The following is a 24,900-nucleotide window of genomic DNA, read 5'->3' on the forward strand; positions in this document are numbered from 1 at the left end:
ATCAAGGATCGATGAGTCCGGCGGCGCGGAGCTTGGCCAGGACGCTGTTGAGAGCGGTGGTGGTGGCGTTCAGCTTTGTGGCCAGGGCGTTGAGCTTTCCTTCGACTTCGGTGTCGGAGAAGGTGGAGCTAATGTTGTGGGCCGTGTCAGCATCGGCCGTCAGATCTGCGATGCTTCCAGTCTGCTGAGGGACGAACAGGGCGTCTGCTTCGGACGCGGTGTAATAGCTGGGGAGTCCGGTGCCGGAGACGGGGGCGTTCGGGATCTGGTCGTTTTTCAGTGTTACGGTCGTCTGCAGGAGTGTGATGGGGGAGCCGTCGATCTGGGCGGTGATTTCGAGCGTTGTGTCCACGGAAGCCGCGCCGTTGAGCAGCTGCTCGATGCCGGCGGTGTTGAGTGAGAGATCTCCCTCGACGCCGACGGGGCCGATCAGGCCTGCAGCGCTGGCGGTCATGGCGGATAGATTTCCCGTGAGAGTACCCTGAAAGGTGACGACGTAGTCAGGGAATGCACCGGTGACGACGCAATTGTTCGCACCGATCGAGCTCAAGGCCTGCAGGGCAGTTTGCAAATCTGCCGCGCTGATGTTGTAGGGCAGGGCAACGGTGGTTTTCGTCGCATACGTGACCGTGAACGTGCCGCCGTGCGTTGTAGGATCGAGGGAGATCTTCTGCACCTCGGGAACGCCTGAGGCTCCGTCCTGCAGCGTGGTGATGGTGATGCCGGGCGATGAGATCGCGGTGAAAGTCTCCGCCAGCGCGGCCGGCTGGCGATCGATGACGATGACCTGGATCTCGGGAGTTCCAGCGTCCCCCGCGCGCGCCTTGTAGGTCTGGATCGTGGAAAGCGGGTAAAGCAGGTCCGCATTGCCGGTGATGTCCGCTCGGGAGCCATTGCTGCGGAACACGACCTGGTAGGGCCCGGAGTCCGGACCGGTGACGTCAACGCCGCCGGCGCTGGTGATGGAGGCGAGTGCATTGAGGGCGGTCTGCAACGCCGCCGCGGTAATGTTGTAGGCGAGCGCCGTGGTGGTGTCTGCGCCAAAAGTCAGGGTGAAGGTGCCGAGAGTGGGGCCGACGCCGACAGGGCCGATGCCAAAGTAAACGGAGGTGGGCAGGGAGACGTAGCGCCACGGCCGTGAGGGATCGCTCCCGATGTTTGGCTCCACGGCAATGATGCGGAGATGCACGGTATCTCCCTGGATGAGCGCGCGGGGCAGAATCTCCAGATTGCTGAAGAAATCCCGGATCAACCGGCGGTTTGGGACATCGATGCAGAAGTTCAGCTGGTTCGCGCTCACCTTCGGTGGGAGCGTGTCAGACGCCCTCAGCCGGGATGTTGTAATAATGGTTGAAGGCCTGGCGCTGCGTTCCGGCGGTGGCGGTGTAGTTGAAATCCGTCACAACGCCGGGCAGCATATCCGTGGTGTAGTCTGAAGTGGACGTCGCACCGGTGGCCAGCACCTGGATCTGATCTCGCACGACAATCTGCCAGGGCATCGCACGGCCAGCCGTTTCGATCGAGACGACCATGCTGCTGCCTCCAGAGCCAGCTTTGGCAAAGCCACCTGCGGGCCAGGTCAAAGTATCTGCCCAAGCTGTCCAACCGGAATCAATGACCGTGCCGCTGTTGAAGGTGGTGACCACGCGCTGACGGGTCCAGACTTTCAGGTTGGAGCCATTCGGGTCGGGATACTGGTCGCGCACGGGTGGCGGCGAGGTCCCGAAGCTGTTTCCAACTCGTCTCCAGATCATCGTTAGCCGTAGTGGAGAAGGGTGGCGTTGGCGCCATTGTCGTAGAGTGCGATCGGAATGCTGGCGCGGAAAAACGAGGTCGTGGGCTTCTTGGCCGTGATCGTGTTGAACTGCAGATGCTTCGTGTGATCGTCATCCGCCGGGATGCTGGTGCCAGTGTCCACGGTGACGCTGTTGAGCGTGTAGGACGAAAGGAAGGTCGAAAGATAGGTCACGCTGAAATTGAGGGTGAACCAGACTTTGAAGTTTCCGCCATGATCGGTGAGATCGATGACGTTGCTGGTGGTATCGAGCGCACCGCCGGAGAGCGTCGGCATTTTCAAGCCGACGAGGCCGGGATAGACCTTGCCTTTGGCCGTGATGGTGAAAGGCGTGATGGCGGGCGCGATCTTGCTGACGGCACGCGGCGTGGTGATAGAGGTGCCGCCGGGAAAGAGCTTGTGAAACGTGCGCAGGCCTCCAATGGGCTTGCCCATCTCCATCTGTGCGACCATCCGACGGTCGAACGGCGTGCGCGGGCGGATGAGGGGATTGGTGCTGGCGCTCATCGTGCGTCAATAGATCGTGTTGTTCCAGCCGGAGGGGCCAGAGCCCAGCACCTGGTGCGTGACCTGGAAGACGTTGCCGATTTGGCGGTAGGGCATGCCGAGAAGGAGGAAATTCTTCACGTTTGGCGGGGCGATCAGGTTTGGGATGTTCCAGGTGTAGATCTCGCCCACGTTCGCCAGATCCGGCACGTAGTGCGTGTAGAACGAAAGGTTCACCATGACGCTCGGCACGATGTAGGCCGTGGTGCCGAAGAAGCGGGAGGAGGGATCGGTAAAGCCGACGAACTCGCCGGAGTCGGGATCAAAGTAAGCGCCGTTTTTCGGATCGTCGGCGGTGCCGGCGAAGTCGAGGAAATTGGGATGGGTCTGAATCGGGTCCTGACCGCTGCCACCCGGGTGTTCGATGAAGAAGGGCGTCGGATCTGCGGAGACTCCAATGTAGCTAAGCGTGGCTTTGAGCTTGCCGGTTTTAATGTAGCTGATTCCGCGTTTGTAACACGTCAGACGGGTGTCATAGGGATGCAGCGTGCCGATGGCGGGGACGGCTGCGACATAAGCGCGATCTCCTTCGAATGTGACGGCGCCGGTGAGCAGGCCGTTTTCATCCTCCGAGACTTCGGCATCGGGCTGGATGGTGAGAAGTGGGGAGCCATGCTTGATCATCTCCTTGGGGAAATGTCAGAAAGGATTCGCCGCGGGCTGTCCGGGAAGGCCGGAGCCTCCGGACGTGTTCCGCACGAGCTGCTGCAGGAGAGATGTCTGCCGGCGCGACTCTGCCAGGGCAGGATCTCCGCCAATGTAGGCACGGCCGCCACCGCCGATGCTGGCGAGAGACGAGCTGATGACGGAGGGCTTCTTGTCGCCTTTGTTCCCCTCGAGTTCCTTCTGCGCTTTGTCGATCTCGTCGTTGAGCTTGAGGGCTTCGGTTTTTTTCTCGGCACGGGTTTTGGCGTCGGGCGCGTTGGCAGCTTCGTCGTTGAGGGCTTTTTGCTGGCGCTTGAGTTCCTTGATGCGCTCAAGGGGGTCCATCTTTTCAAGCCGCTGCTTGTTCTGCTCTTCGGCGAGCGCGCCCTCTGCATCGGCGGTTTCCTTGCGCTTTCTCTCGGCGTCGTCGGCTTCCTTTTTCTTTTTGTCGTCGATCTCCTTTTGCGCGGCTTCGATCTGGCCGTTCATGCCGATGGCGTCGATTTTCTTCTGTTTGGACTCGATCTTTTCGGGCGTCTTTTCGGCCTCGGCGATCATCTCCGCCTGCTGTTTCTTCAGCTCGGCGAGGCGCTCCTCGGGGGTCATTTTGTCGAGCTTGTTCTTGTCGATCGCGTCTTTGAGTTCTTTGGACTTCTTCGCGCCTTCGGCCTGGCGGCTTTCGATCTGCTGCTGGATTTCGAGTACCTTTTTCGCGGCTTCGAGGCGGTCGGCTTCGGGAGTGGTTTTGTCGTTGGCGGCGGCGGCGTATTCGGCCTGTTCTTTTTTGAGGCTGGCGATTTTCTGCTCGGCATCCATGCGGGAGCGGGCGAGCTCGAGCATTTCTGCATCGAGAGCTTTGGCGGCTTTCTCGGCGTCGGCAGCTGCTTTAGCCTTTGCTGTTGCCTCTTCAGCAGCATCAGCGAAGTCTTTCTTTTTGTTGGGGCCAGTGGGTTTCTCGTCGAGCATCCCAAATTTGCTCATCCATTCGGCGTAGTTATCGTCGAAACTCTTCCCTTGCTTACCCGTAAACAAAGGCTCAAGCGTTTGGTAAGCGGCCAAAGTTTTAGCCGCCCAATGCGCAGTTAATTCGATAAGATCACCAAAGCCAGCTTTGGAACGCTGAACGAGCTTGTCTATAGTATCATCAAGCTTCGCCATCGAGTTAATGGTCTTCGCATTAACCGTTGGCACTTCGTTGAACAGGTTTTTCAGCTCTTCGGCACCGCCAGCGAGCATGATCATCATGTCCTGGCCTTTGGGGCCAAGGAGGCTCATAAGCTTGAGCAACTTGTCTTGAGATCCACCGCATTCCTCGTAGGCCTTGGCAAGCATCAGAATTTTATCTTCCATACCGGCATTTGCGAAAGCGGCACCGCTGACGCCAATGGCGTTAAAACCGTCGGCACTTTTGGCCGCTTCAGTAGTTAATTTTGTGAGGACTTTAGTGACGTACTCGAGGTCAACTCCGGAGAGCTTGGCGGCATTGCCGACGCGCTGAATGGTGTCGGTGGATTCTCCGAGACGGTCGGCGAGATCTTTGATGCGCGCCATTTCGCCAATGAAATTGGAGACGAAGGAACTGACGGCTCCGAAGGCAAATGCACCGGCAATCGTTTGCTTGAGATCGCCGCCCCATTTTTGGGCATTGCTGCGCATCTCATCGAGGCCCCTTTTGAAGGGGGCGGTCTTGACTCCGATGGTGGCATTGACCTGGGACATGAGCTTGCTTTAGAGAGTTTTCTTTTGGCGGGCGGAGACCCAGCGTTCGAAGGCTTCCGGAGGGAGGTCGAGCTTTGCCTGGGCGAGGATCTCGGCTTCGCTGCGGAGTTCCTGCTCTTCGATGGCGCGGGCGATTTCGTCGTCATCGTCGCTGACGAACTGGATGCGATCGCTCTGGCGTTCGGCGTGTGAGGTGATGAGCCAGGAGGAATAGCCTGGTGCGGTGTCCCAGGCGTCGGCGTGGGACATGCCGCAGTCCATGAGGCCGGCGACTTGGGTGAGGATCAAAGGGGCGGAAATGCAGCGGGCTTCGGCGTCTTCATTCTGCCAAAGCTCGGGGCGGAGCTGGTGCAGGGCGAGCCAGTCGAGGAAGCGGGTACCGTGATTTTCGCGGTAAGTGCGGCTTTTCCGAAAGCGCAGCAGAGTGAATACATCCCGGATGCGTGGCCGCAGATTGGGCGGGGTCTGATTGGGCGTGCGGACGGCGCGGATGGCGAGAAGCAGATCCGCAAGGGTGAAGGTAGCCTCTTCAGCGTCGAGGCTCAGAAACGGGCTTCTGATGGCCTGCAGGCAGGCGAGACGCCAGAGTGTGAGGGGTGGCAGGGTGCGGCCGCAAACGCGTGCCTGGCCGGGAAAGAGGACGCGGAGAAAGGGCTCGGACATGCATGGTGGAGATGTCGAAGTGAGAGACTACTTTTTGGCCTTGGCGGTCGGAGCTTCTTCGTTGGACGCTGGAGCTGCTGCAGGAGTCTGCTTTTCGAGTTCGGAGGCCATGGCTTCGAGCTCGCCGGCTTCTTTTTCCCAGGCGGCGGCGCGTTCTTTGTTTTCCTCGACCTTGGCGCGGTTGCGGAGATTGAGGGCGGAGGTGAGGAGCTGCTTCGGGTTCATGGCGTGGGCTTCGGCGTCGTTTGGCTGGCGGATTAGGAGTAGCTGATGCCGGCGGATTTCTTCGCGTTGATGGTGTACTCTCGGTGGCCTTTGTTTTGCGTCTCTTTTTCGGTGTCCACGACTTCGTAGGTGATGGCGTTGTAGCCGATGGTTGAGCCTGGCGCTGGCTTGGAGAAGGAGGTGCGGGCGCGGACGCGGAGGGAGACTTCGTTGTGGAGATCGTCGTAACGGCGTTCGATTTCGTTGCCGTTTTCGTCCATGGTTTCGGACGTGTTTTTGCAGCTTTCCTTGTCGCGGAAAGAGAGGACGGTGGCGTTGCTGTACGTGCCTTCGAGGCCGTAGAGATGTGCGGTGCCTAGAACTGTTGCGGCCATAGTGACCGGCGCGTTTTGTCAATGGCCGCGCCTAATGCGAATCCATGTCCTGCGCGTGGCCGGCGAAGATGATTTGATCGTGCCAGATGTCGGTATCGAAGAGGCTGGGAGTGGTGGTGTGCCACATGCCGTAGATGTGCAAGGGCTTGCGGAAAGTCTCGCGTGCATCGGTGCCTTCGGGCTTGTTGGCAAAGGCGCGGAAGGCGGCGCATTCGGGGTTGGCGTCGTCGAAGGGTGCGTCATCGTCCGGAGGCATCATGAGGACGTCGTAGATATCGCGGAGAATGGCGTCGGCGTCGAAACGGGAGGAGGGCTCGCCGTCTCCATCGTCCACGGCGGCGAGAGTTTTGAGGTGGAGGACCAGCTCGAATGAAACGCAGCCAGGCAGATCCGGATCCGCCTGGGTGACGACTTCGCAGGCGAGGTAGGGCGGATCTGGCTCTGTGACGGGGCCGACGTCTGTGCCGGCATCGAAAGCGGCTTCCTGAGCGAGCGTTGTCGATGCCCCGGTGACGAGGGGCAGGGATTCGTAGGCTTTGCCCGTCTTTTTGACGTTCAGCCAGGCGAGGACGGCGATGGCGATCTTGCGTTTGAGGGGGCGGTTCATGCGGCCATGGGCAGGGGTGAAGAGGGAGCGGTGTCGCGGGCGTCGAAGCCGGATTCGCGGGCGGAGTGGGTGATGACGTGCTCGATGTGTGCGAGCATTTTTTGGCGCTGGATTTTGAGGGCTGCGGCGATCTCGCCGTCGGAGATAATCTTGGAGGCGTAGCGGACCGCGTTCGTCAGCGTGACGAAGGGATCTTCGTTGCGAGTGGTCTGGTCATTGGCGCGACCGGGGGCGATGCCTTTGTGGCGGGTGATCCAGGCGGGGACGCGGGTGATGCTGCCGAGGGAGGAACCGGCGGTGATCCAGCCAGCTTTGCCGAAGCCGACGAGGGCTTTTCTTTGGGCCCCGTAAGTGCGGAGTTCTTTGGCGTCTGGAAGGATCTGGGCGGGGCGATGGCGGGAGACGCGGCCGCGGCCATCACGGGCCTGCTGATGGAGTGCGGGCTCCAGAGGGGCAAAGATGGGCGTGTTTCTTTCGGGAATGCTCTGGGTTTTGAGCAGCTTCTCGGCACGGTCGTAGCCGCCGATTTTGACGAGCTTGTACCATTCGCGGGCGACTTTGACCTGGCCGGTTTCCTGGAGTTTTTTGAAGATGGCGGTCGCGGTGGAGTAAACGCGGCCGACGTCGCGGAGGACGGCGGCTTCTCCCTGCTTCTTCGTCGCGAGATCCATGCCGTAGGGCTGGGTATTGTGGGCGAGGTTCCAGGCGATGAGCCGGGAGTTTTGCTTCACGACGACACCGAGGCGCTTGCCGGTGACCTGGGAGAGACGGCGGAGGGCACGCTGCAGCTCGCTCATCTCGACTTCGAGAATGAGATCTGGAGAGGCAGTGCGTGAGGCCATAAAATGGGGCGGCCTGTCAGCAGCGGCGGGTTACTTCGAATTGAGGTTGGCCAGGCCGAGGGTGGCGGAGGAGGAATCGACCGAAACGCGGTCGATCTTGTATTCGCGGCCGCCAATGGTGAGGCGCTTGCCTTCCAGCGAGCGTTCGAGGGGGCCGTCGAGCTCGTCGAACTCTTCGAGCTCGCAAACGAGGCTGGCGGTGTAGGTGCCGACCTTGCCGCCGAGATCGATTTCCCGAACGGCGGTGAATTCGTTCAAGATCCCTTCGAACGTCTGACCATCGAGGCCGCGGATGGTGAAGCTCTCGCGACCGATGATGTCGCCGGCATCGCCCAGGGCCTCGGAGGTGAAGTCGTCGAAGTCAGACATGACGCGTTCAGTTCCACTTCACGAAGCCCGATTTGACCTTCGAGCAGCGTTTGAGGATGGCGTTGGCGGTTTGGGTTTTGAAGAGAGCGTTGACCACGTCTCCGAAGCCTTTGACGCATTTCCAGGACGTCACTTTTTCGAAGAGCCTGCCGTAGTCTTCGCCGGCGAGTTCTTTCACGCGTTCATCGTCCTCGCCTTCGGGTACGATGACCTGGGTGGACTCTCCGACGATGGTGCATTCGGGGAATTTCCCGGGCTCGCCCTTGAGCAGCTCGGCGATGATTTCATCGAGGCGCTTTTTCTTGGCCTTGATTTCTTCGTTCAGTTTCTGGCCTTCAATGCGGAGTTTGGCGAGGAGGTCTTGGGACATGCCCGGGCGGCATGTCAGATCCTACGCAGCCTGGGCAAAGGGATCGACGAGAGGATAGACGCACTGGCCGACGTGTTTCAGGGCAACGCGGGTGTCTGCCCAGATCTCGTACCCGAGATCAAGGGCACGGCGGCAGAAGCCCCAGTCTTCGGAATGGTAGCGGGTGGCGTTCTGCTCGGGATCAAACATTGGGCCGACGGGAAAGAGATCGTGCTCGGTGCGCTGCACCTGGCCGGCATCTGTGACATAGGCGCATTCGGGATGCACGGCGATCATGCGTTCGAGGACGTCCCGACGGATGAGGAGGCAGCCCGTGCCGATGTATTTCACTCGCTGCAGGCCGCGGGCATCCGGGGCTTCCCCGGGGAGGACGTTGCAGACCCAGGCGAGCTCCGGTTGTTTCTTTGGATAGAGACCGGCAACGATGGGCTCATCGTGCGAAAGGAGGCGCTTGATATGCTCAGGGGTGAAGATGAGGTCCGTATCGAGAAAGAGAAGGTGCGTGGCATCGCTGGCGAGGAAGTCGGCAGCGAGAGAGTTCCGTGCGCGGGAGACGAGGCTGTCTCCGATCATCGGACGAATGATCATGCTGCAAGGCTGCTCGGCCTGCAGATGGAGAAGCGAATTGATGAAATGGGGATCGTAACCATCATACACGGGCAGGGCGAGAAAGAGCTTCATGTGGATGTAGAGTACGTGGGCCGAAAGCAGAGGTCAAGAGTCCATGAAAAAGCCGCGCCTGGTTGCCCGAGGCGCGGCTTGAGGAACACCCAATGCCTGAAAGTTTAGAAGAGGAGTTCGAGCGTCATGACGCCAGTATCGCCGGCGTTTCCGCCGTTTGCTTCACCGGTGGCGGAGGCGCGGATGTAGGTCTTTGCGAAACTCGGAGGGAGCACCACGTCGCGATTGGTCGCGGCGTAGGAGGTGCTGACTTCGGGAATCACGATGGTAGACAGGCCGGTGATGTTGGTGAAATTCGCGGCGGCTTCGTTGGAACCCTGCAGAACGATGGTGACGTTCTTGTTGTTGGCGCCGGTGCCGGCCGTGGTGCTGAGACGCACGGCAAACTTTTCATTCACAGGGAAGCCGCCAGGAGCACCGAGAGAGATGCTGTTGGTGTTGGTGGTGTTGGCGGCGTTTGGCAGAGCAACACTCTGCTTGAGGCTGGCATCTTTGAAGGAGCGCATGGCGGGGAAGGGATGAGGTGAGATTTCCGGGAACTTGGCGGACGCAGATGATTACTTGCTGGCTTCGGCGTTTTTTTTGGCTTTGCCCTTGGGCTTTTCCTCTTCCTCCACCACCAACAGAGTGACGTGGCCGTTCTTCGGCTCTGTGACAACTGGGACGCTGGTGACGACCGCCGGGCCGCCTTCAGGTCCGACATCGAGAGTGCCGTCGGGGTTCTTTTTCAGGATGCAGAATTCCTTCGGATCGCGGAATTCCTGGTGATAGAGTACTTTTTCCATAAGGAGGATGCTGGTGAGTGAAAGAGCGTTAGGACTCGATGGCGTCGGTGCTCAGGATCGAATCCGTCTGGATGATCGGCACGCCGTCGGCATCCGTGGTGGGCACCGGGGCGATCTGGCCCTGAGTGGGACGGTTGTCTCCGGTGCCGAAGAGCGTGACCGTGCGGGAGCTCTGGAGCTGGAAGCTGGAGCGCTTGCTCATGAAGCAGGCATCTGGCACCCAGCCGGAAGGCATGAGCTGCTTCGCAGCGGCGATGACGGCATCCGTGAGACCCTTGCCATTCTGCGCGGTGAGATTGGTGATGCGCAGCACGCTGTAAGGGCTGGCGATCTGCAGGCCGATGTAGCTGGAAAGCTCGCTGATGTAGGCGCGCATCGCCTTGCCGTTCGCACCGAGGATGTCTCCCTCCTGGAAGTCGGGCAGATCAAAGATGCCGTTGCCATTGCGGGCGCGGCCGATCATGAGGCGGGAATACTGCTCGCCAAACTTGACGTAGTAAACGGAGCTGCCTGTGTTCGCTGTGCTGCCGGTGGCATCGTAAGTATAGCTCGCACCGAAAGGCGTGAAGGCCTTCATGCCGGGGAAGCCGAGACCGTCATTGCTGACGCCGTAGAAGATCTGCTTGCCGATGTACTGCATGGCCACCTTCATGACGCCGCTGGCTTCAAATGCCTGGTAGCCGGCGGCGCCGCCGCGGCGCCAGTTGTCGGCGATGTGCTTTGCCGCCTCGATGCGACCGCCAAAGCGGAAGCACTGGTGATTGACCAGCTTGATGTCGGACTTACTGGCATCAAAGCCATTGCCGGCAGCGGCAAAGGAAACCGTCGGCAGAGAGGTCCTGTGCAGGGTGTCGTAACTGAGCATGCCAGGCTCCGCCATGTCCTCGGAATCAAAGACGGCGAGCTCGGGCGCTTCGTTCGCGTTTTCCTCGATGAGTCCGCCGACGATGTCGTTGGAGTTGGCCTTGGCGAGATCCAGGAAGTTCAGGCCGACGCCGAAGACTTCCGGGCGGTAGGAATTCCAGTCAACGGATGCTGCAGAACCGACAAAGAGCGTGATGGCTGCGGCATAGGTTTCGCCCTTGAAAGCGAGCAGGGCGGTGGCGACGAGAGCGAGGGTGAGAACGAGGCGGTTCATGGTTTTGCGGTGACTTGGCGTGAGCGTGAAAAGGGAAGGGTGATGAGATCAGTTTTTGCCGTGCAGGGCCGCGTGACGTGCGGCCAGGCCTTCGCGTGCTTTGGCGATGCCTTTGGCTCCGGTGGCGGTGGCTTTGACGCCGGGATCGCCAGCTTTGGCGGATGGATCGCGCTTCACGGGATCCACACCGGCGGCGGCGAGGCGTTCGGTGACCTTGGCATCGATGGAGGCCTCGGCGGCAGCGGCTTTGCTTTCTGCTGCAGTCCTGGCGGCTTCGGCGGCAGTGAGCTTGCTGTTGAGATCGGCGATGGTGGCCTCGTGGGCACTCGCTTTGTCCTGGGCGGCTTTCAAATCGAGCTTGGCCTGGGTGAGCTGCGCATCGAGTGCTGTCTTGTCCGTGGTTGCGTTGGCCAGGTCAGCCTCAAGCTTCGTAACTTTTTCCTGGAGTTCGGCGATTTGTTTGGAGGATCCGAGCATGGCTTTCGCTGGTGAGAGTCGTGATAGAGACCTGAGCGGGGTGTCAAAGGCAGGGGCTCAAGCGACCAGCAAAGCGGAGACGTACTCGTCGAGCGTCGCGCCGGTGGTCTCGTCCACCAGGCCGAGGGCGAGGCCTTCGGTGCCGTTCATCCACTGGCCTTGCATGGTGGAATCTGCGACCTGGGGGCGCTTGGCGTTCACGGCCGCTTTGAACGCGGTGTAGCATTGTTCGACGCCAGCCTGGAGCTTGGCACGTTCCGGGTCGGAGAGAGGTTTCCATTCGGCTCCCATGGTCTTCCAGATGCCGCCCTGCATGACTTGGACCTGCAGGCCCTGATCCTGATACCAGCGGGAAGCGTCCAGGACGGCCATGTAAACGCCGATGCTGCCGACGATGGCTGACGGTGAGGCGGCAATGAAGTCGGCTGCGGATGCAATGTAGTAGCCGGCGCTGCAGGCCATGGCGTTGACGTAGGCATGAACTTCTTTCGTCTGCGCGAGATCGAGGATGCGCTGGTAGGTATCGTGTACGCCGATGACGGAGCCGCCCGGGCTGTGGATATCGAGGACGATCTTGGTGACGCGCGGGTCATTGGCGGCATGGGCGAGGGCAGCGTCCACGTCGGCGAGATCGACGCCGCCGTAGCAGGAGAGTTCAAAGGCATCGACGCGTTTGTCGATCACACCGTCGATGGTGATGACGGCGACGGAGCCGGTGCGCTCGTAGATGCTGCTGACGCGCCAGGTGTCGGGGTCTTTTGGCTCTGCAGGAGCATCCACCAGGGCAACAGGCACGGCGGCGATCGGCGTTTCGCCGAACATTCGGGAGAGCAGCACGTTTTCGAAGCTCATGCGCGCCGGCGCGTGCAGCATGAGCGGGCTGGCGAAGAGCTTTTGGAAGAGGCGGGGGTAGGCTTTCATGATGCGTTCGGGTCTGAGGTATTGATGATGGTCTGGCTTCCGGGTGTCGGCTCCATGACCCAGTCAATGGGCACGTCGCCCGCTTCGTACATGTCCTGCAGGAACTTCAGGAACTTGTAGTTGTCCCGGGCTTCTTCGTAGGCGTCGAGGCCCTGCTCTTCCATGAAGCGGGGGATGCTCATGGCACCGTTGCGCACCAGGGTCTTGAAGGCGCTGGCCATGCGGCCGACATCGACAGTGAGCTTGCGCGGGCCGCGGAAGACGAGTTTTGAAAACCACCAGGGATCTTTCGGCTTGGGGATGCGGCCAGTGTTGATGGAGACGCTGGCTTTCCAGATGATCTCCCGGCGGACCATCTTGTAAACGATCTGGTCGAACAGCAGATCGAAGGTGCTTTGGGCGTCCTCGGCATCGTAGCGCGCCGCAGTGCCTCCGGCTTTGGCCATGTCCCAGAAGACAGTGAAAGGACAGTCCCAGCCGGCGGCGAGCTGGTGGAAGAGCATTTCGATGAAGGCGAGGACGTTGGGTCCCGGATTTTGCGAGCTGAGAAGGGAAAGCTCCCCGGTTTCGCCGAGGTAGTTGATCATGCCACCACCGAAGATCTTCTCCAGAGCCTGGGTGTCGGCGGTATTTTCATCGGTGCCGCCGGCAGATTTGATTTTGTTGAGGGCGCCGCGCTTGCCGCGGCGGCCCGTGCCTTTCACGGTGACGGCCAGGGCGCTGTGCAGTTTGGCGGTGCCGGTGACGAGCGAGTTCAGATCCAGAGCATCGATGCCCTGATTGATGCCTGAGTAGCCCCAGGGCATGCCGCGGTGTCCATGGGCACGCCGACGGCGCATGAGGTGAAACATGCTGTCCGAAGGAATGAAACGGTAGTCCCGTGTGAAGTCTCCAGCGAGACGCGGCAGGGAGCGGACGGCGAACTCGATAGGGCGCTCGAAATCATTGATCCGGACGCCGTCATCCCAGTCGCGCGAGGTTTCGCCGGTGCGCAGAGGCGGCGTCTCGATTTCGAAGACATCGAGCGGCTGAATGCAGGGAAATCCGGAGTCGGGGTGCTTGGTGAGCGCGGCGTTGTACTCGCCATCGAGCATCATGGCTTCGGCAGCCAGGCGCTTTGCCTCCCAGCCATCGACGGAACCGTCGATGGAATAGACGTTCGGGTTGTTCCACCATTCCTCGACATCGCGGCGCATGGCGTCATTGAAAACGTCGTCTTCGGAAAGGCAGCGGAAGTGAATGCCGGAACCGACGGCATGCCGCGCGGACTTGCGGATCACCCGCGTGAGGAAAGGGCAGTTTGCCTCCAAGGCACGGTGCTTGCGGACGATCTCCCGGCGTGTGAGCGGCGTGAGCTCACGGCGCGAGTTGAACGGAAACGCGACGAATGAGGACCGCGTCGGCGAGGTTTTGGCGGCGTCGTAGGCGGCAGCGCCTTCGCCGGTGGTGGTGGCGGTGGCGTCGCTCATCGAATGATTGCGCTGAAGTCCGGGTAAGTGGTGGAGACCTCGTCATCGTCCTCGCCATCGTTGAGGTACATTTTCAGAGCGCGCCTGCAGGCGTCGATGACCTGGACACAGTCGAGATTCACCAGCCGCTGGAAGGTTTTGCCGTTCACGCCGCTCTGGATGAGGGTGCCGACGACGCCATTGCCCCCCAGGAGCTTTTTGCGGGCGTCCTTCAGGATGCGATCGACGAGCACGGTGCTTTGATCGGCCTCCATTTCGGCGACGAGCACCAGGGCGAATGATTCGACAGTCATGCCTGCGGCGGACTGTCAATCGCCCCTCGCAATCTGACACGGCCGGGGCGAACGGCCAAAAGTTGCACATGTGCTACTTTTGCCCAACATGACACCGCCCGCGTGCGTGAGCAGAGGCGGGCGATGGCATAGATGGATTAACGAGCGGAGAATGATGTCAAAATGGGCGCTCGTCAAGAGTCTGGCTGTGATAGAATGCGGTGATGGAAATATTAAAACTTGAGAAAAGTCCGGAGTTTGGAGATACGCACCCAAACAATCCGGATTATGAATTGATCGGCTACAAATCCCGCCAAATAAATCGGCACGTGACTGGCACTGCCACCTGGCGCAATCTCAGGCTATGGCCTGAAGCCAAAGACATCGTGCAGGGGTTCATTATTCCGGGCAGAGAAGGGAATGAATTGAGTCATGAAAGTCCGGAGCCGCCCGAATTGATTTTTCTAGAGCACACAGACGCGCAAAGCCGGAAGTTTGTGGGGCTGGGCGGATGGGATCAGTTCTTCGGTTTTGCCATGCACAACGATGCGGCTTTTCTGACGGCGGTGAACCGAGCGAAGATGGAAGGGCTGAACGAGATGGACACGCTGCGCCTGATCGCGGCCTCGATGACGCACAAAGCATGGAATGTGCAGCGGATGGCGATCGAACAGTTGAAGCTGAACGGCATCCCTTTCAACACGGTGCATCTTGCCACTCTGGAGAAAGAGGAGAGGGAGAGAGATGCCGGATATCGTAACCGACCAAATGAGAACGGCGGTGTCACGGAGATCAAAAAATGAATATCGAGACTGCACGCCAATCTGTCGGCCTTTGGGTGATGAGCAGGGACGCTGGTTTTAAGCTGATCCCATCAGTTTCGAGAGCGCATGGTCCTTATCGAATTGAGCATGTGACGAAGGCGGGTCTCGTTATCCTGGCAGGTCGTGATGACGCATTGCGCGTAAAGCCAAGCCTGCTGGAATTAGCCGACTGCAACATCAGTCTTCCCCCTCTTCATCTTCCGCCTCCTCTTCCTCCTGCAGTGCCGCAGCGAGGTCCGGATTGTCTTTGAACCATTGCTCGCGGATTTCGGAGAGCTTTTCTTCGATGGCGGCATCGAGGAGGACCTCGTGCATCTTTTCGGTGTCGCCGATGTGATTGCCCTGCTCGCCTTCGACTTTCCAGACGAGTTTGGTTTCGCCGTTGGGCTGCTGTTCTTCCTGGGTGCGCTCTGCGGTGAGCTGGGCTTTGTAGTCGGGACCAACGTTGCGCGGCAGCCACCAGAGGCGCTTGTGCTCTTTGATGCAGTGGTAGTATAGCTGCTGCTTGAACCCGTCGTCGTAGTACCAGACGAGTTCTTGTTGATCGTCGTTGACCGGGCTGGTGCGGACATCCTGGCCGCGGAGATGCTGCCAGCCGCCGCCTTTGGACGGGCTGAACACGTCGGCGTTCTTGAGCGTGAAGGCATAGACCTTCTTGTTTTGCTGCGCTTCATAGCCGGAGTCGATCAGGCCGGCGGTGACGATGTACTCGTGAACAGTGCCGTCGGCATCGGTGAAGGTGTACTGGTTGATCTTCCCGGCCTTGTCCGTGGAGATGCCGGCGATTTCCTCGATCTGCGGCCAGCTCACGGCAGCGCCGTAGTCCACCAGGGCGGTCCAGATGGGAAGGTCGGGCTGATCGTAGGCGAGGCCATGTGCGCGGATGGACCACCAGAAGCCGTCTCCCTGAACGTCCACGCACATCGTGAGGAACTCCGGCCGGCGCGGAATGGAGCGGAGGAAGTACTCCGGCGATCGCGCGATGACGGCCTCGATGTCGTCGATCTTGATATCGGTGGCCTTGCGGATGAAAGGCAGGCCGAGATCCGAATTGTAAAAGTCGTGCATCTTCGCGGCGGATCCGCGCGCGAGCAGGAACTTCTTGGAGAGCATGCCCCAGCCTTCAAAGGGCGAGAGCGCCGCCCAGACGTGGACGCTGATGTCGTCGATGGGTGCTTTGGGATTGTGCGAACGCAGCTCGTAGCGACGGAGCATCCAAGGCTGATGGCTCTGGTTGATTTCGCCCTGGCAGCCAGCGCATTCATAGACCGTTTCGCGCTCGACGCGCTGCAGGTCGTAATGCCCCTCGGCAGTCTTGAGGTGCTCGAACTTGAAGCGCCCGGTTTTTTCCGTGCGTTTCTCGCCGGGCTTGAGCGGTTTGCCGTCGGCATCGAATGGGACTTCCTTTTCCTCGGTGAAGAACGTGAGACGCTGCTTGTGGCCGCAGTGAGGGCAGGGCAGGTAAACGTAGTGCTGGCTGCCCTCTTTGAACCGGCGCCAGATCCGGCCCCACTCCGTAGTGGGCGTGCTTTCCTCGATGATCTTCCGCGTGTGCCGAAACTGCTTCGTGCGGACGATGGCCAGCTCCTGAGAAGGGGACTCGGCTTTGACGGAGTGCTTGACCTTGTCGCTCTCGTTGATCACCACGAGCTCGGCTTGAAAGCCTGCCAGCTCCGCCGGCGAGCCGCCGCCGACCATGCGGAAGATGCAGCCCACGAAATGCATCATGAGCGTGGTCCAATGTACCTTGTCGATGATGGCGCGGGCCTTCACGGGTTCGCACTCGAGCATGTGGGCCTGCAGCTCGGCGCGGGAGAACGCCACGGCCGTCTTGCGCGTCGGATCGAGCCAGAGGATGGGATTGGGCCAGATGCCGATCTTGTGCAGCACGCAGCAGATGGCGAAGAGGGTCTTGCCAACACGGGCGCTGGCGCAGATGGTGACATAATGAGTGCTGCGCTTCCAGTAGAGGTCATAGATCCCGCGCCAGAAGGGCATCTGGGCGGTGTCCAGACGCCCGGGATTGACGCTGCCGACCACCTGCGGAATGACGACGTGCTCGTCGATCCACTCCCAGATGCGCTGCGCGGGGCGGACCATGAGCACGGCGGCGCAGATCCCGCGCGCGATGGTTACGAAATTCCGGAGATGAGGTCGGAGGCTGGCGGGGATCATGAGCCTTTGATTCGCCCTGGCGTTTTCTGGTTTGAGGGAGGCCGCTTCACGCATCGGCTTTTGCCGGATGGGACGCGGGTGCCTTTGGAGTCACCTTTCCTCGATGCCTCCTTGGGCGTGCCTTTTACTGGCGCGGATCCTGATTTGGAGAGGCTCTCGCGATCGCGCGGCTGTTTGCCTACGACGGCGGCCCTTTCCCTTTTGGCGGATTCATTCGAGACGCATTCGGTGGTCAAAGTGTCGCCGAAGCGCGTTTCGTGATCTGGAGCGGGAGAAGCAGGCGCGAGGAACTCGCAGCGCTGGAGCGCTTTCTTGACCACATCGACTTCGCCCTGGATGATCTCTTCGGCTTCGTGGTAGTCCGTAGTGCCGAGGATCTTCTGCGCCAGGCGCGGCACGAGATTGTTGAGAGCCTGGGCGAAGGCCTGCACCATCGCCGAGGTCCCGGTCTCCACCTCGGCCGCGTCCACCAGTTCGCCGGCGACCTTGCAGTTCTCGAGTTCGAGCTTCGTGCATTTGAGCTGAACCTCCCGGGCTTTCCAATCCGTGACGGTGACGGGGCCTTCGCTCGCCTCGTCCGACGGGGCGCTGGCGATGTTCTCGGCAGTCCGGGCGATGTTGTGCTTGATGAGGAACTGAGACCAGGCGGCGACATCATGCCGCCCGTCGGCCCTCGCCTTGGGAACCTCCTCCGGAAAGCGTTTGCTGGCGTTCTGGAGCGTCTTTCGCGTGAGGCCGAATCTTTGGGCCAGCTCGTCGTAAGTCTTGGCGAAAGCTGATCCTGTGTCCTGGAGCGTGCCACCTGCAGCAGCTTCCTCAATGAGGGCGCGCTCTGCGGCCGTGAGAGGCTTGCCGGTGTTGGCCTTGCGAATCACGTTGGCCAGATTCTTGATCAGAACCTTTTCGGCATCTTCCGGCTTGAGCATTCACTTTGCCGGGAAAGGAATTGTCAAAGGCCGGAGAGTGGCAAGTATGACGGCAAGATGGAAGGACTTATAGACATAGCTGCGCAAACTCTGCCAAATCTAATGAGCACGATCGGGATGTTCATTCAGGAGCGAAGGCATCAGAAGGGATTGACGCATCAGCAATTTCTCGAATGGCTTGAGACTCATCACTTCGAGGAATTGAAGCGCATCATAATTACCACTCACGGTTTAGAGCGCGAAATCGACCTTTTGCTCAAGGCTCAACAAACCGAGATATTGAGTGAGCTGAAGGTGCTATCAACTACAATAGGCCTCGTTGCTTCGAGGATGGAGATATTGGGAGGATTGTCGCAGGTGGTTTGCCCTCGGATTCGCCTCTCAGAGCAGGCACTTTGGATGATTCGTTTGTTGGACAAAGCAGAAAGCTATTATCCCTACATGTCCATCGAGTCATATAGCGGGGGCATTTATTTGCGAGTGGGAGGAGCTACCAAGCAACCTAAGGAGTCACGCTTTTTGCGTGAAGACATAGGTGATCTCGCTTCCGTTGGATTCATCGCAAGACACATGAAGAATGAAAGTGGCGAGCCTGTCTTTGGAATCACTAGGCTGGGGGCTGATTACGTCAGAACACTCCCGCCACTCATTGAGTCTTCAGAAGAAGATAAAGCAAATAAGGCCTGATCTCAGTCGATGCCCGGCAATTCAAACTGCGCGTCTTGCCGGATCTCATGAGCGCGCCCTGCATAGATGTCACCCACGTCGGAAGCAGGATTGAGTTTGGCCCCTTCGGACCAAAAGTGCTTCCAGCCGCGGCGGCGCTGGCGGCCGCGGGCGGTGTGCTTGTCCAGGGCATAGTCTGGGATGTCGCGTGCGCAGCGCGTTCCTTCGTAATGGACGATCAGGGCATGATCGACCATGCGGGACTTCTTGGCCCGGGCGAGAAGTATGACGGCATGCACGAGATACAGCCGCTCGGGGCCGTGGCGTTCGTCTTTCTTTTTCCGCTGGTCCAGCCAGTTGTCGTAGAGCGCGCGGACCTCGGCGGCGAGGCCGGGGGCGGCTAGGCCGACGTCCTCGCTAGTGATGATCCGGAGGCGCTTCCAGACGTACTCTCCGAAGCCAGCGAGATCTAGTTCCGTTGCCCAGAACAGGGCGTCCTCCTCGAGGCCTCGGCGGATGCACTTCTGCAGGGCACTGGCGACTTCGCCACAGCGGTAGCCGCCGGGGGTGGGCATTTCGGCAAAGGTCATGCGGCCGCCCTCCCGTGCTGTGTGGCAGCTTTGTAGGTTTCGGCGTCCTTGATGGCCGCGCGCATGTTGCACCCTGCGGTAGCCAGGCAGCCATCGGGCACAGCGCCGCGCGCGATCTGCTGGGCGATGGCTTTGGGCAGCTTGTAGGCTTTGACCAGGTGCGCGGTGGTTTCCTCCAGGGAAGGGGCTTCGACCTGCAGGCGGTGGAATCGGGTTTCCAGCCTGCCCTTGGACTGCGCCCGGAGCTTCGCGTACTCGTTGGTGGTGGCGAGAATGGCGAGGTGAGCGGGCAGGTAGTCGAGGAAGGTGAGCAGCTCGGCGATGGCCGACGAGCTGGCGGAGTCGATTTCATCGACGCGCTTGACCGTCCACTCAGAGAAGAGGTTGCCGTAGTGCGATCGCTCGCGCCACTGGCGGACCAGATCCACGCTCAGAGACTGGCCGTTGACGTGCTCGATGGAGAAGGCGTTGCCGGCAATCTCGTGGGCGAGCTGGTCCAGCGCGGCCGTCTTGCCGATGCCGGGGTCGCCATCGAGGAGGATGGCGAGACGGTCGCGATCGCTGGCGAGTCTCCGCGCCGCTGCCAGAGCGGCAGCGGCGGGACCGATGAGAGCAGGGAAGGGCGCTTTCATGGGGTCGCGGTGGTGGGGGTGATGATCAGACGGCCGTGCTCGACCTGGACGCGGATCGGGGCCCCAATGGAAAGGCCGGCAGCGGCGAGCCACTGGCCTTGGAGTTTGATCTGCGGAACAGATCGGCGCCGCTGCCAGGCGGAATAGACTTTGCGAGAGTGCATGGCTTAGGCGGCTTGGGCGATTTTGAGGACGTTGACGCGCGTGGAGCGCACGGCGGGTGTCTGAATGGCCGGCGCTGCTGCAGGCGGCTCTACAGGCGTCTCTGGTGAAAAGACGGCCACTGCGAAAGCGAACTCGGCTGGACTGGCGAAAAGACGCTTGGCGACGTCATTCCATGGCGTGACCGATTTGGAGCGATCGCCGAACCGGTAGCGATAGGTCGCGGTCTTTTTGCAGATGTAGATTTCCCCGGCTTCCCACTCGGCGAAGGCATCGCGGAGAGTATCGAGGTGCGCGGCGGCATGGACGAGGCGATTGGTTTTGGTCACTCCGAGGGAGCGAATGGCGGTGATGTTCTGACCGAGTGCGAGGGCTTTGGTAGAGTTGGTGGTGTTCATTTCTGCTTCGCCGGTTTTTGCGGGTTGGCACATCCCGTTTGGTTTGTTTCTCTGACGTCCTGAGTTTCGACTTTCGCCTTCGTGACGTCGCGTAAATCCAGCATTTGACCCTAACTTTTATTTCCCACCAAAATGCCGCGTTGGCAGGGCCACTGCTAACGCGGCATCGGTGGGGGATCCGCTAGGAGAGAAGAGCGACTGCGGAGGCTTTGATCTCCGCCCCGCTGCCGAAGAGCGTCGAGGCGAACCGGGTTTCATCGGCGACTCCGAGCTGGGTGCGGCCATAGGTGCGGCGATGATCGACCCATTCGGTGACAGCGTTGAGCGCATCCCAGCGCGTGCGGCCATTATTGCCGGTGCCTTTGCTGAACAAGTCGGCGATTTCACCGCGGGATTTTTCTGTCCTGGGCGACTTCTCACCGGGGGCGATGGGGAGCAGCTTTTCGGTGAAGTCGCGCATGTCGCTGTGAGACATGGGCTTGGCGGCGAACAGTTCGATCAAGCTGGTGAGATCGTCGAAGTAGCCGTGCACCACTTTGAGGGCGCGCTGAGCTTCGACGACACGCTGCTTGTAGTTTCCACGATGGAGGATGGAAACAGTGTTGGTAGCCTGCCGAAGAGCAACGGAGAGAGTGTTCTGGCAAACGACTCGCGTCATCACCTGCTGCATCTTGAGCGTGCTGCTGCCATCGTGCGAAGTGTAGAGCAGGATGTTCCTTTCGAGCTCGTCACCCCCGTCAATAAAAACGGTCTTTGGAATGCGGGCCATGATCCACACCCGGCGACCGCCGTGCAATGCGCCGGCGGTGTCGTAGATGGCCTGACCCTCGCCGACGACTGCATCGAAGAATTCGAAGGCCTCGGCGTTCTGGATGGGGTGATAGCTGTCCTTCATGATGGACAGCACCGCGCCCGAGTCTTCGCGGGTGATGGCTTGGTAGCCGGGGACCGCAGTTGGTGCGCCGTTGACCTGGGCGAGCACCGGATTGCCGACGACATTCCAGTTTAAATGCGCTGCTTCGAGCGCTTCTGAACTGGTGAGGAGGCCTTCAACGACGGTGCCGAGGCGGTGCCACGGGGTGATGTTTCTGCCGCTAAACATTTCTGCGCGGCCATTCTGGATGCTGAGTTCATGTGCCATTGTATTGGGTGCCGGTTTGGTCGGGTTGGCGCATCCCGTTTGGTTTGTTTCTCTGACGAAACGATCTTCGACCCTCGCCTTCGTGACGTCGCGTAAAAAGCAGCGACAGGCCTAAAAATATTTAGCAATGAAATGAGACAGCTTGGCAGGGCCGGTGCTCACGCGTTCGCGCTGAGGAAATGGCAGCTCTCGATGAATTTGAGCCTAAGTTCCTTGCTATCTTCTTTCCCTTGCCCGGTCTGCCATTCCATGTAGGCGCTAGGCGTGATTGTCGCATATACCGTTTTAGCCCCGCGTTTGCGCGCATTGCGAGCGATCGCATTGGTGATCATGCTATGGTATTGGGCGCTGCGGTCGGGGTAAAAGAATCGAGAGTCAAAATCGGTCTCGAAGTTCACCAGCTGCAACACCTGGCCACGCAGATCTGCAGGCAGCTTTTCATCTGCCCATTTCGTTCCCTCGGCTTTAGCATCCTTCCAGGCCATCGTGGCCGGATTCTAGGTCGGCTACAATCCCTGGCAAGTACCCTCTAGCACCCAGCCGACATCGGTAAGGTTGGAGAATCGAACGGGAGCTGGTTCACCACGCATGATCACTGTGAGGTTTCTTTCATCGTCCATGTCCACCTTGATGACATCGGATATGCGGCCGGCACGAAAAATCCGCACGAGCACAGGATCTGGAAGGCGCATGGCCTCCTTGTTTGTTTCCATTTCTGAATTCGCCCGTTTGGTCGGGTTGGCGCATCCCGGTTCGAGTTGTGACCGCGACTCTGACGAATCAGGCGCGGTCTGCAACTTTAAAACGGAAGCTTCAGCGCGATCTTTTGCACGCCGGCGTAGTCTCGTTTCCGGGTGCCGCTGTGGCCGCCGAAGCTGAAGACGTCGCCCCACTTGCGGCGGAGCAGCTCGACGTCGCGTTGTTCCGTGGTGGAGGTGCGGTACGCGGCCTGGCCGCCTTTGCCGGTGAACGTGCCTTTCTGGCAGAAGGTGTACCGGCAGTTCTTGTAGCACATGCGGTGCCGGTAGGCATTCGCCGCGGCGATGTCGAAATCGTTCTTGGCCACGACGCGCTCGTCGAATCGCAGGCCGTGGCCGCGGCGAAAGCCCATGGCGCAGCCGTTGATGTAGCCGGTGAGCATCATGGGCTTGAGTCCGGTGTAGTAGCGCAGGGCCCCATTGGAAGCCTCCCAGCCGAAGTAATAGGCGCCGAGATCCCGCGCGGTGATGAAGGTAGTCCAGATGATGTCACGGATCAGATACGGGTCTCTGATGGTGGATTCCTCGCCCTGCTCGACGAAGCAGCGCTGCACGCTGGTGATGTCGTCATCGATGAAGACGATGCCGTCCTCGTCTTCGAGGTGATCAAAGCACCAGTTGAGCTTTGGCGTGAGACCTTTGACGCTGTCCGGGTGCGTAACGATTTGAGCGCGCAGATGAGCTGGCACGCGGCACATGTCGTCTTGGAGACGAGCTTCGTAGATGGCTTGCTGGCTCTCAGGCACGCACAGCAGCGCCCCCGGCACCAGCAGGTGCGTGGTCATGCTGTTCGCCCTGGACATCGAGGGAATGACGATTTTCACGGATGGATTTGAGGAAACGAGGGAAGGGGATGGCGCGGCCGATGCCGACGCCGGATTTCTTGTACGAGCGCTCAGGCTCAACGCCGGTCAGAGTCTGCAGGAAGGCGAAATCGCTTTCGTTGGTGGTGAAGACCAGGACGTAGTCGTAACGTTCGTGAAGCTTTGCAGTGATGGGGAACTCTGCGTCTGGGATCTCGGCATCCCGTATGAGCGCTTCCAGCTCTTCGGATGTGACGGCGGCGCACTCGAGCTCGCTGGAATCGATTTCGGAGAGGAGCTTGCGCAGGGCCTCGTCATCATCTTCTGCGAGCTCGGCGAGTTTGTTATCGGCGACCAGGTCGCGGAGTTCTTCGGCGCGTGATTTGTAGTCCTGGTATTCGATGGGGACGTGCAGGCCATTGCGCTGCGCGAGCTGGACCATGCCGTTTCCTTTGATGACGCACCCACTGAGATTCGAGACCACGGCGCACCGGCGCCAGCCGTTGCCGTTCACGACTTTCAGCATGCGGTCGAGCTGCTTTGGCTTGTGCTTGCGGTAGTTGCCGGGGAAGAGCTTGAGCTGATCCGCCGGCACGATCGCCGAATGAAGGCAATGGACGGGGATGCCGTCGGGCGTCAAAATTTCATGGGAACTTGGTTTTTGGGTCATACACACGAAAACGATGATAGATGGAAAAACCCCTTGGGGTGGGGGGTGGCTAGGAGACTCCTTATGGGGGGTGGGCTGGCCAGCCTGGCTGGCGTTGGTGGTGGCTGGACTGTATGGATGGCGGCTGTGCTGTGGCTGTTGGCTAGGCTAGGCCGTAGGGATGACGTCTGTTGTGAGCTGGGAATGCAGGGCGACGACGGGCTTAAGACGCTCTGCAAGGGTGGACCGTTCGACTGGCTTCAGCGTCTTGATGTCGATATGCTGCAGCGCTGCGACCAGGCGGGCGATGTGCACGAGGTAGCTCCTCTGCTTGGCCGTGCTCTTGGTATTGTCTGCGGGTGCCGTGTCTGGCAGGATGCCGGCGAGGACGTAGGCATGTCGCAGGCCTCGTGCATCGTCCAGGTTCAGACGGCCACTGGCTTTCGCGATGGCCAGCTGCTGCCAGCGGGTGCGCGTGTGCTTGGTCAGATCTGGCCAATGCTCATCGGCAAAGGCCTCCCAACGTCCATGCCCGAGCTGCTTCTTCCATGCGTTGAGCCGTTCGCCCACATCCACGCACACCTTCAGACGCGCGGCGCTGAAGGCGACAGCCTGGTCGCCGACGTCATTGGCGGATTCGATCAGGCGGGTGATCTCCTCAATTTGGTCCGCTGTGGGTAGTGCTTGTGCTTCCATAGTGCTTGGCAAAGGTGGTGGCGAACTGCCAGTCGATGCGTGGTCCGCGGCTGCTCTTCCCCATCCTGATCTTGCGGTAGCTCTCCACGGCCGCCACGCTCTTCATGCCTGCTGCAGGGCGGCCTTTGAGATAGGTCTCTTTCAAATGACAGCAGTGGTGCGAAACCGTCGATTTGGTGATCTTGAATTCGTCTGCGATGCTCGTCATCGACGCGCCGAGTTTGACGCCAGTCTCCATGACCAAGTCCACACAGTAGGCCATGAGACGCGCGTCCGGAGCCTCCATGATCTCGTCCAGCAGTTTTGCGAGCAGCTCTCGCCCTGACAGCTTCTTGACGTCCACCAGTGGCGCGAGCCGACCTTCTTCCAGCAGCCGCTGCACCACGCGGTGCACGAGCTTGATCACGGCCGCTTTCGCTTTTGGGTCAGCCCTGGCTGGCCATTCTTCCGTCACCAGTTCCGCAACATGCTCAGCGAGCGTGTCACAGCCTTGGATGACGTCGGGCCAATAGCTCGACTCTCGGAATTCGGCGGCGTCGCGAGACATTCGCCTGAATTATGGCACAAAGGCTGATGAAACAA

34 protein-coding genes are annotated in these 24,900 nt (G+C 60.1%); 2 read left to right on the forward strand and 32 right to left on the reverse strand.

Annotated elements, in window-relative coordinates; translation table 11 throughout:
- Nucleotide 1: 1 nt before the first annotated feature.
- The 20 genes from ACILSR_RS28995 to ACILSR_RS29090 form a co-directional block, all read right to left on the reverse strand.
- The gene (locus tag ACILSR_RS28995; protein ID WP_395753316.1) at nt 2–1,300 is read right to left on the reverse strand and encodes a hypothetical protein; all 1,299 of its coding nucleotides are present in this window, start codon (nt 1,298–1,300) and stop codon (nt 2–4) included.
- A gap of 16 nt (nt 1,301–1,316) precedes the next feature.
- Nucleotides 1,317–1,706, reverse strand: a complete 390-nt coding sequence (locus tag ACILSR_RS29000; protein WP_395753317.1) for a hypothetical protein — start codon at nt 1,704–1,706, stop codon at nt 1,317–1,319.
- Nucleotides 1,707–1,756: 50 nt separating this feature from the next.
- Nucleotides 1,757–2,302, reverse strand: coding sequence for a hypothetical protein (locus ACILSR_RS29005; protein ID WP_395753318.1), 546 nt, complete (start codon nt 2,300–2,302; stop codon nt 1,757–1,759).
- Between the two features lie 6 nt (nt 2,303–2,308).
- Nucleotides 2,309–2,965 (reverse strand): hypothetical protein, encoded by a 657-nt coding sequence (locus tag ACILSR_RS29010; protein ID WP_395753319.1) that lies wholly within the window; start codon nt 2,963–2,965, stop codon nt 2,309–2,311.
- A 15-nt stretch (nt 2,966–2,980) separates the two neighbouring features.
- A complete protein-coding gene (locus tag ACILSR_RS29015) occupies nt 2,981–4,705 on the reverse strand; it encodes a hypothetical protein (protein ID WP_395753320.1) in 1,725 nt (574 codons plus the stop codon).
- 9 nt (nt 4,706–4,714) lie between these two features.
- Nucleotides 4,715–5,368 (reverse strand): hypothetical protein, encoded by a 654-nt coding sequence (locus tag ACILSR_RS29020; protein ID WP_395753321.1) that lies wholly within the window; start codon nt 5,366–5,368, stop codon nt 4,715–4,717.
- A 27-nt stretch (nt 5,369–5,395) separates the two neighbouring features.
- Entirely contained in the window at nt 5,396–5,593 is a 198-nt protein-coding gene (locus tag ACILSR_RS29025) for a hypothetical protein (protein WP_395753322.1), read from the reverse strand.
- A gap of 32 nt (nt 5,594–5,625) precedes the next feature.
- A complete protein-coding gene (locus ACILSR_RS29030; protein ID WP_395753323.1) occupies nt 5,626–5,967 on the reverse strand; it encodes a hypothetical protein in 342 nt (113 codons plus the stop codon).
- A 31-nt stretch (nt 5,968–5,998) separates the two neighbouring features.
- Nucleotides 5,999–6,574 carry a hypothetical protein gene (locus tag ACILSR_RS29035; protein WP_395753324.1) on the reverse strand — a complete coding sequence of 192 codons (576 nt, stop codon included), beginning with the start codon at nt 6,572–6,574 and terminating at the stop codon, nt 5,999–6,001.
- A complete protein-coding gene (locus tag ACILSR_RS29040) occupies nt 6,571–7,416 on the reverse strand; it encodes a hypothetical protein (protein ID WP_395753325.1) in 846 nt (281 codons plus the stop codon). Before ACILSR_RS29040 ends, ACILSR_RS29035 begins: the two co-directional genes overlap by 4 nt.
- A 30-nt stretch (nt 7,417–7,446) precedes the next feature.
- Entirely contained in the window at nt 7,447–7,785 is a 339-nt protein-coding gene (locus ACILSR_RS29045) for a hypothetical protein (RefSeq protein WP_395753326.1), read from the reverse strand.
- A 7-nt stretch (nt 7,786–7,792) separates the two neighbouring features.
- Entirely contained in the window at nt 7,793–8,155 is a 363-nt protein-coding gene (locus tag ACILSR_RS29050) for a hypothetical protein (protein ID WP_395753327.1), read from the reverse strand.
- 21 nt (nt 8,156–8,176) lie between these two features.
- Entirely contained in the window at nt 8,177–8,836 is a 660-nt protein-coding gene (locus ACILSR_RS29055) for a glycosyltransferase family 2 protein (protein WP_395753328.1), read from the reverse strand.
- Between the two features lie 104 nt (nt 8,837–8,940).
- Nucleotides 8,941–9,342 (reverse strand): hypothetical protein, encoded by a 402-nt coding sequence (locus tag ACILSR_RS29060; RefSeq protein ID WP_395753329.1) that lies wholly within the window; start codon nt 9,340–9,342, stop codon nt 8,941–8,943.
- Between the two features lie 51 nt (nt 9,343–9,393).
- Nucleotides 9,394–9,621, reverse strand: coding sequence for a hypothetical protein (locus ACILSR_RS29065; protein WP_395753330.1), 228 nt, complete (start codon nt 9,619–9,621; stop codon nt 9,394–9,396).
- A gap of 28 nt (nt 9,622–9,649) precedes the next feature.
- A complete protein-coding gene (locus ACILSR_RS29070; protein WP_395753331.1) occupies nt 9,650–10,759 on the reverse strand; it encodes a major capsid protein in 1,110 nt (369 codons plus the stop codon).
- Nucleotides 10,760–10,807: 48 nt separating this feature from the next.
- Entirely contained in the window at nt 10,808–11,236 is a 429-nt protein-coding gene (locus tag ACILSR_RS29075) for a hypothetical protein (RefSeq protein ID WP_395753332.1), read from the reverse strand.
- A gap of 57 nt (nt 11,237–11,293) precedes the next feature.
- Complete coding sequence (locus tag ACILSR_RS29080) at nt 11,294–12,157, reverse strand: S49 family peptidase (protein WP_395753333.1); 864 nt, start codon at nt 12,155–12,157, stop codon at nt 11,294–11,296.
- The gene (locus ACILSR_RS29085) at nt 12,154–13,626 is read right to left on the reverse strand and encodes a phage portal protein (protein WP_395753334.1); all 1,473 of its coding nucleotides are present in this window, start codon (nt 13,624–13,626) and stop codon (nt 12,154–12,156) included. Before ACILSR_RS29085 ends, ACILSR_RS29080 begins: the two co-directional genes overlap by 4 nt.
- Nucleotides 13,623–13,919 (reverse strand): hypothetical protein, encoded by a 297-nt coding sequence (locus ACILSR_RS29090; RefSeq protein ID WP_395753335.1) that lies wholly within the window; start codon nt 13,917–13,919, stop codon nt 13,623–13,625. Before ACILSR_RS29090 ends, ACILSR_RS29085 begins: the two co-directional genes overlap by 4 nt.
- A gap of 203 nt (nt 13,920–14,122) precedes the next feature.
- On the opposite strand from ACILSR_RS29090, the gene ACILSR_RS29095 reads away from it, so the two are divergent.
- A complete protein-coding gene (locus ACILSR_RS29095) occupies nt 14,123–14,701 on the forward strand; it encodes a hypothetical protein (RefSeq protein WP_395753336.1) in 579 nt (192 codons plus the stop codon).
- A gap of 198 nt (nt 14,702–14,899) precedes the next feature.
- Here ACILSR_RS29095 and ACILSR_RS29100 read toward each other — a convergent pair whose 3' ends face one another.
- Nucleotides 14,900–16,822, reverse strand: coding sequence for a terminase gpA endonuclease subunit (locus ACILSR_RS29100; protein WP_395753373.1), 1,923 nt, complete (start codon nt 16,820–16,822; stop codon nt 14,900–14,902).
- Between the two features lie 71 nt (nt 16,823–16,893).
- Nucleotides 16,894–17,823 carry a hypothetical protein gene (locus ACILSR_RS29105; RefSeq protein ID WP_395753337.1) on the reverse strand — a complete coding sequence of 310 codons (930 nt, stop codon included), beginning with the start codon at nt 17,821–17,823 and terminating at the stop codon, nt 16,894–16,896.
- A gap of 102 nt (nt 17,824–17,925) precedes the next feature.
- Here ACILSR_RS29105 and ACILSR_RS29110 point away from each other — a divergent pair, with 102 nt between their 5' ends.
- Nucleotides 17,926–18,510 carry a hypothetical protein gene (locus ACILSR_RS29110; RefSeq protein ID WP_395753338.1) on the forward strand — a complete coding sequence of 195 codons (585 nt, stop codon included), beginning with the start codon at nt 17,926–17,928 and terminating at the stop codon, nt 18,508–18,510.
- Nucleotides 18,511–18,512: 2 nt separating this feature from the next.
- Here ACILSR_RS29110 and ACILSR_RS29115 read toward each other — a convergent pair whose 3' ends face one another.
- From ACILSR_RS29115 to ACILSR_RS29160, 10 genes are all read right to left on the reverse strand, one after another.
- On the reverse strand, nt 18,513–19,079 hold the full coding sequence (locus tag ACILSR_RS29115; RefSeq protein WP_395753339.1) for a hypothetical protein: 567 nt from the start codon (nt 19,077–19,079) through the stop codon (nt 18,513–18,515).
- Nucleotides 19,076–19,711 carry an ATP-binding protein gene (locus ACILSR_RS29120; RefSeq protein ID WP_395753340.1) on the reverse strand — a complete coding sequence of 212 codons (636 nt, stop codon included), beginning with the start codon at nt 19,709–19,711 and terminating at the stop codon, nt 19,076–19,078. The genes ACILSR_RS29115 and ACILSR_RS29120 overlap by 4 nt, the downstream gene beginning before the upstream one ends.
- The gene (locus ACILSR_RS29125) at nt 19,708–19,875 is read right to left on the reverse strand and encodes a SymE family type I addiction module toxin (RefSeq protein ID WP_395753341.1); all 168 of its coding nucleotides are present in this window, start codon (nt 19,873–19,875) and stop codon (nt 19,708–19,710) included. The genes ACILSR_RS29120 and ACILSR_RS29125 overlap by 4 nt, the downstream gene beginning before the upstream one ends.
- Nucleotides 19,876–19,878: 3 nt before the next feature.
- Nucleotides 19,879–20,271 (reverse strand): hypothetical protein, encoded by a 393-nt coding sequence (locus ACILSR_RS29130; protein ID WP_395753342.1) that lies wholly within the window; start codon nt 20,269–20,271, stop codon nt 19,879–19,881.
- Nucleotides 20,272–20,452: 181 nt separating this feature from the next.
- Nucleotides 20,453–21,412, reverse strand: coding sequence for a DUF932 domain-containing protein (locus ACILSR_RS29135; protein ID WP_395753343.1), 960 nt, complete (start codon nt 21,410–21,412; stop codon nt 20,453–20,455).
- 158 nt (nt 21,413–21,570) lie between these two features.
- Nucleotides 21,571–21,897 (reverse strand): hypothetical protein, encoded by a 327-nt coding sequence (locus tag ACILSR_RS29140; RefSeq protein WP_395753344.1) that lies wholly within the window; start codon nt 21,895–21,897, stop codon nt 21,571–21,573.
- 314 nt (nt 21,898–22,211) lie between these two features.
- A complete protein-coding gene (locus ACILSR_RS29145) occupies nt 22,212–22,994 on the reverse strand; it encodes a hypothetical protein (protein WP_395753345.1) in 783 nt (260 codons plus the stop codon).
- A complete protein-coding gene (locus ACILSR_RS29150) occupies nt 22,909–23,643 on the reverse strand; it encodes a hypothetical protein (RefSeq protein WP_395753346.1) in 735 nt (244 codons plus the stop codon). The genes ACILSR_RS29145 and ACILSR_RS29150 overlap by 86 nt, the downstream gene beginning before the upstream one ends.
- A gap of 147 nt (nt 23,644–23,790) precedes the next feature.
- Nucleotides 23,791–24,318: a hypothetical protein gene (locus ACILSR_RS29155; RefSeq protein WP_395753347.1), complete on the reverse strand. Its 528-nt coding sequence runs from the start codon at nt 24,316–24,318 to the stop codon at nt 23,791–23,793.
- Entirely contained in the window at nt 24,281–24,865 is a 585-nt protein-coding gene (locus tag ACILSR_RS29160) for a hypothetical protein (protein WP_395753348.1), read from the reverse strand. Before ACILSR_RS29160 ends, ACILSR_RS29155 begins: the two co-directional genes overlap by 38 nt.
- Nucleotides 24,866–24,900 lie beyond the last annotated feature (35 nt).

This window comes from Prosthecobacter sp., from assembly GCF_044222565.1.
Taxonomy (GTDB): domain Bacteria; phylum Verrucomicrobiota; class Verrucomicrobiia; order Verrucomicrobiales; family Verrucomicrobiaceae; genus Prosthecobacter.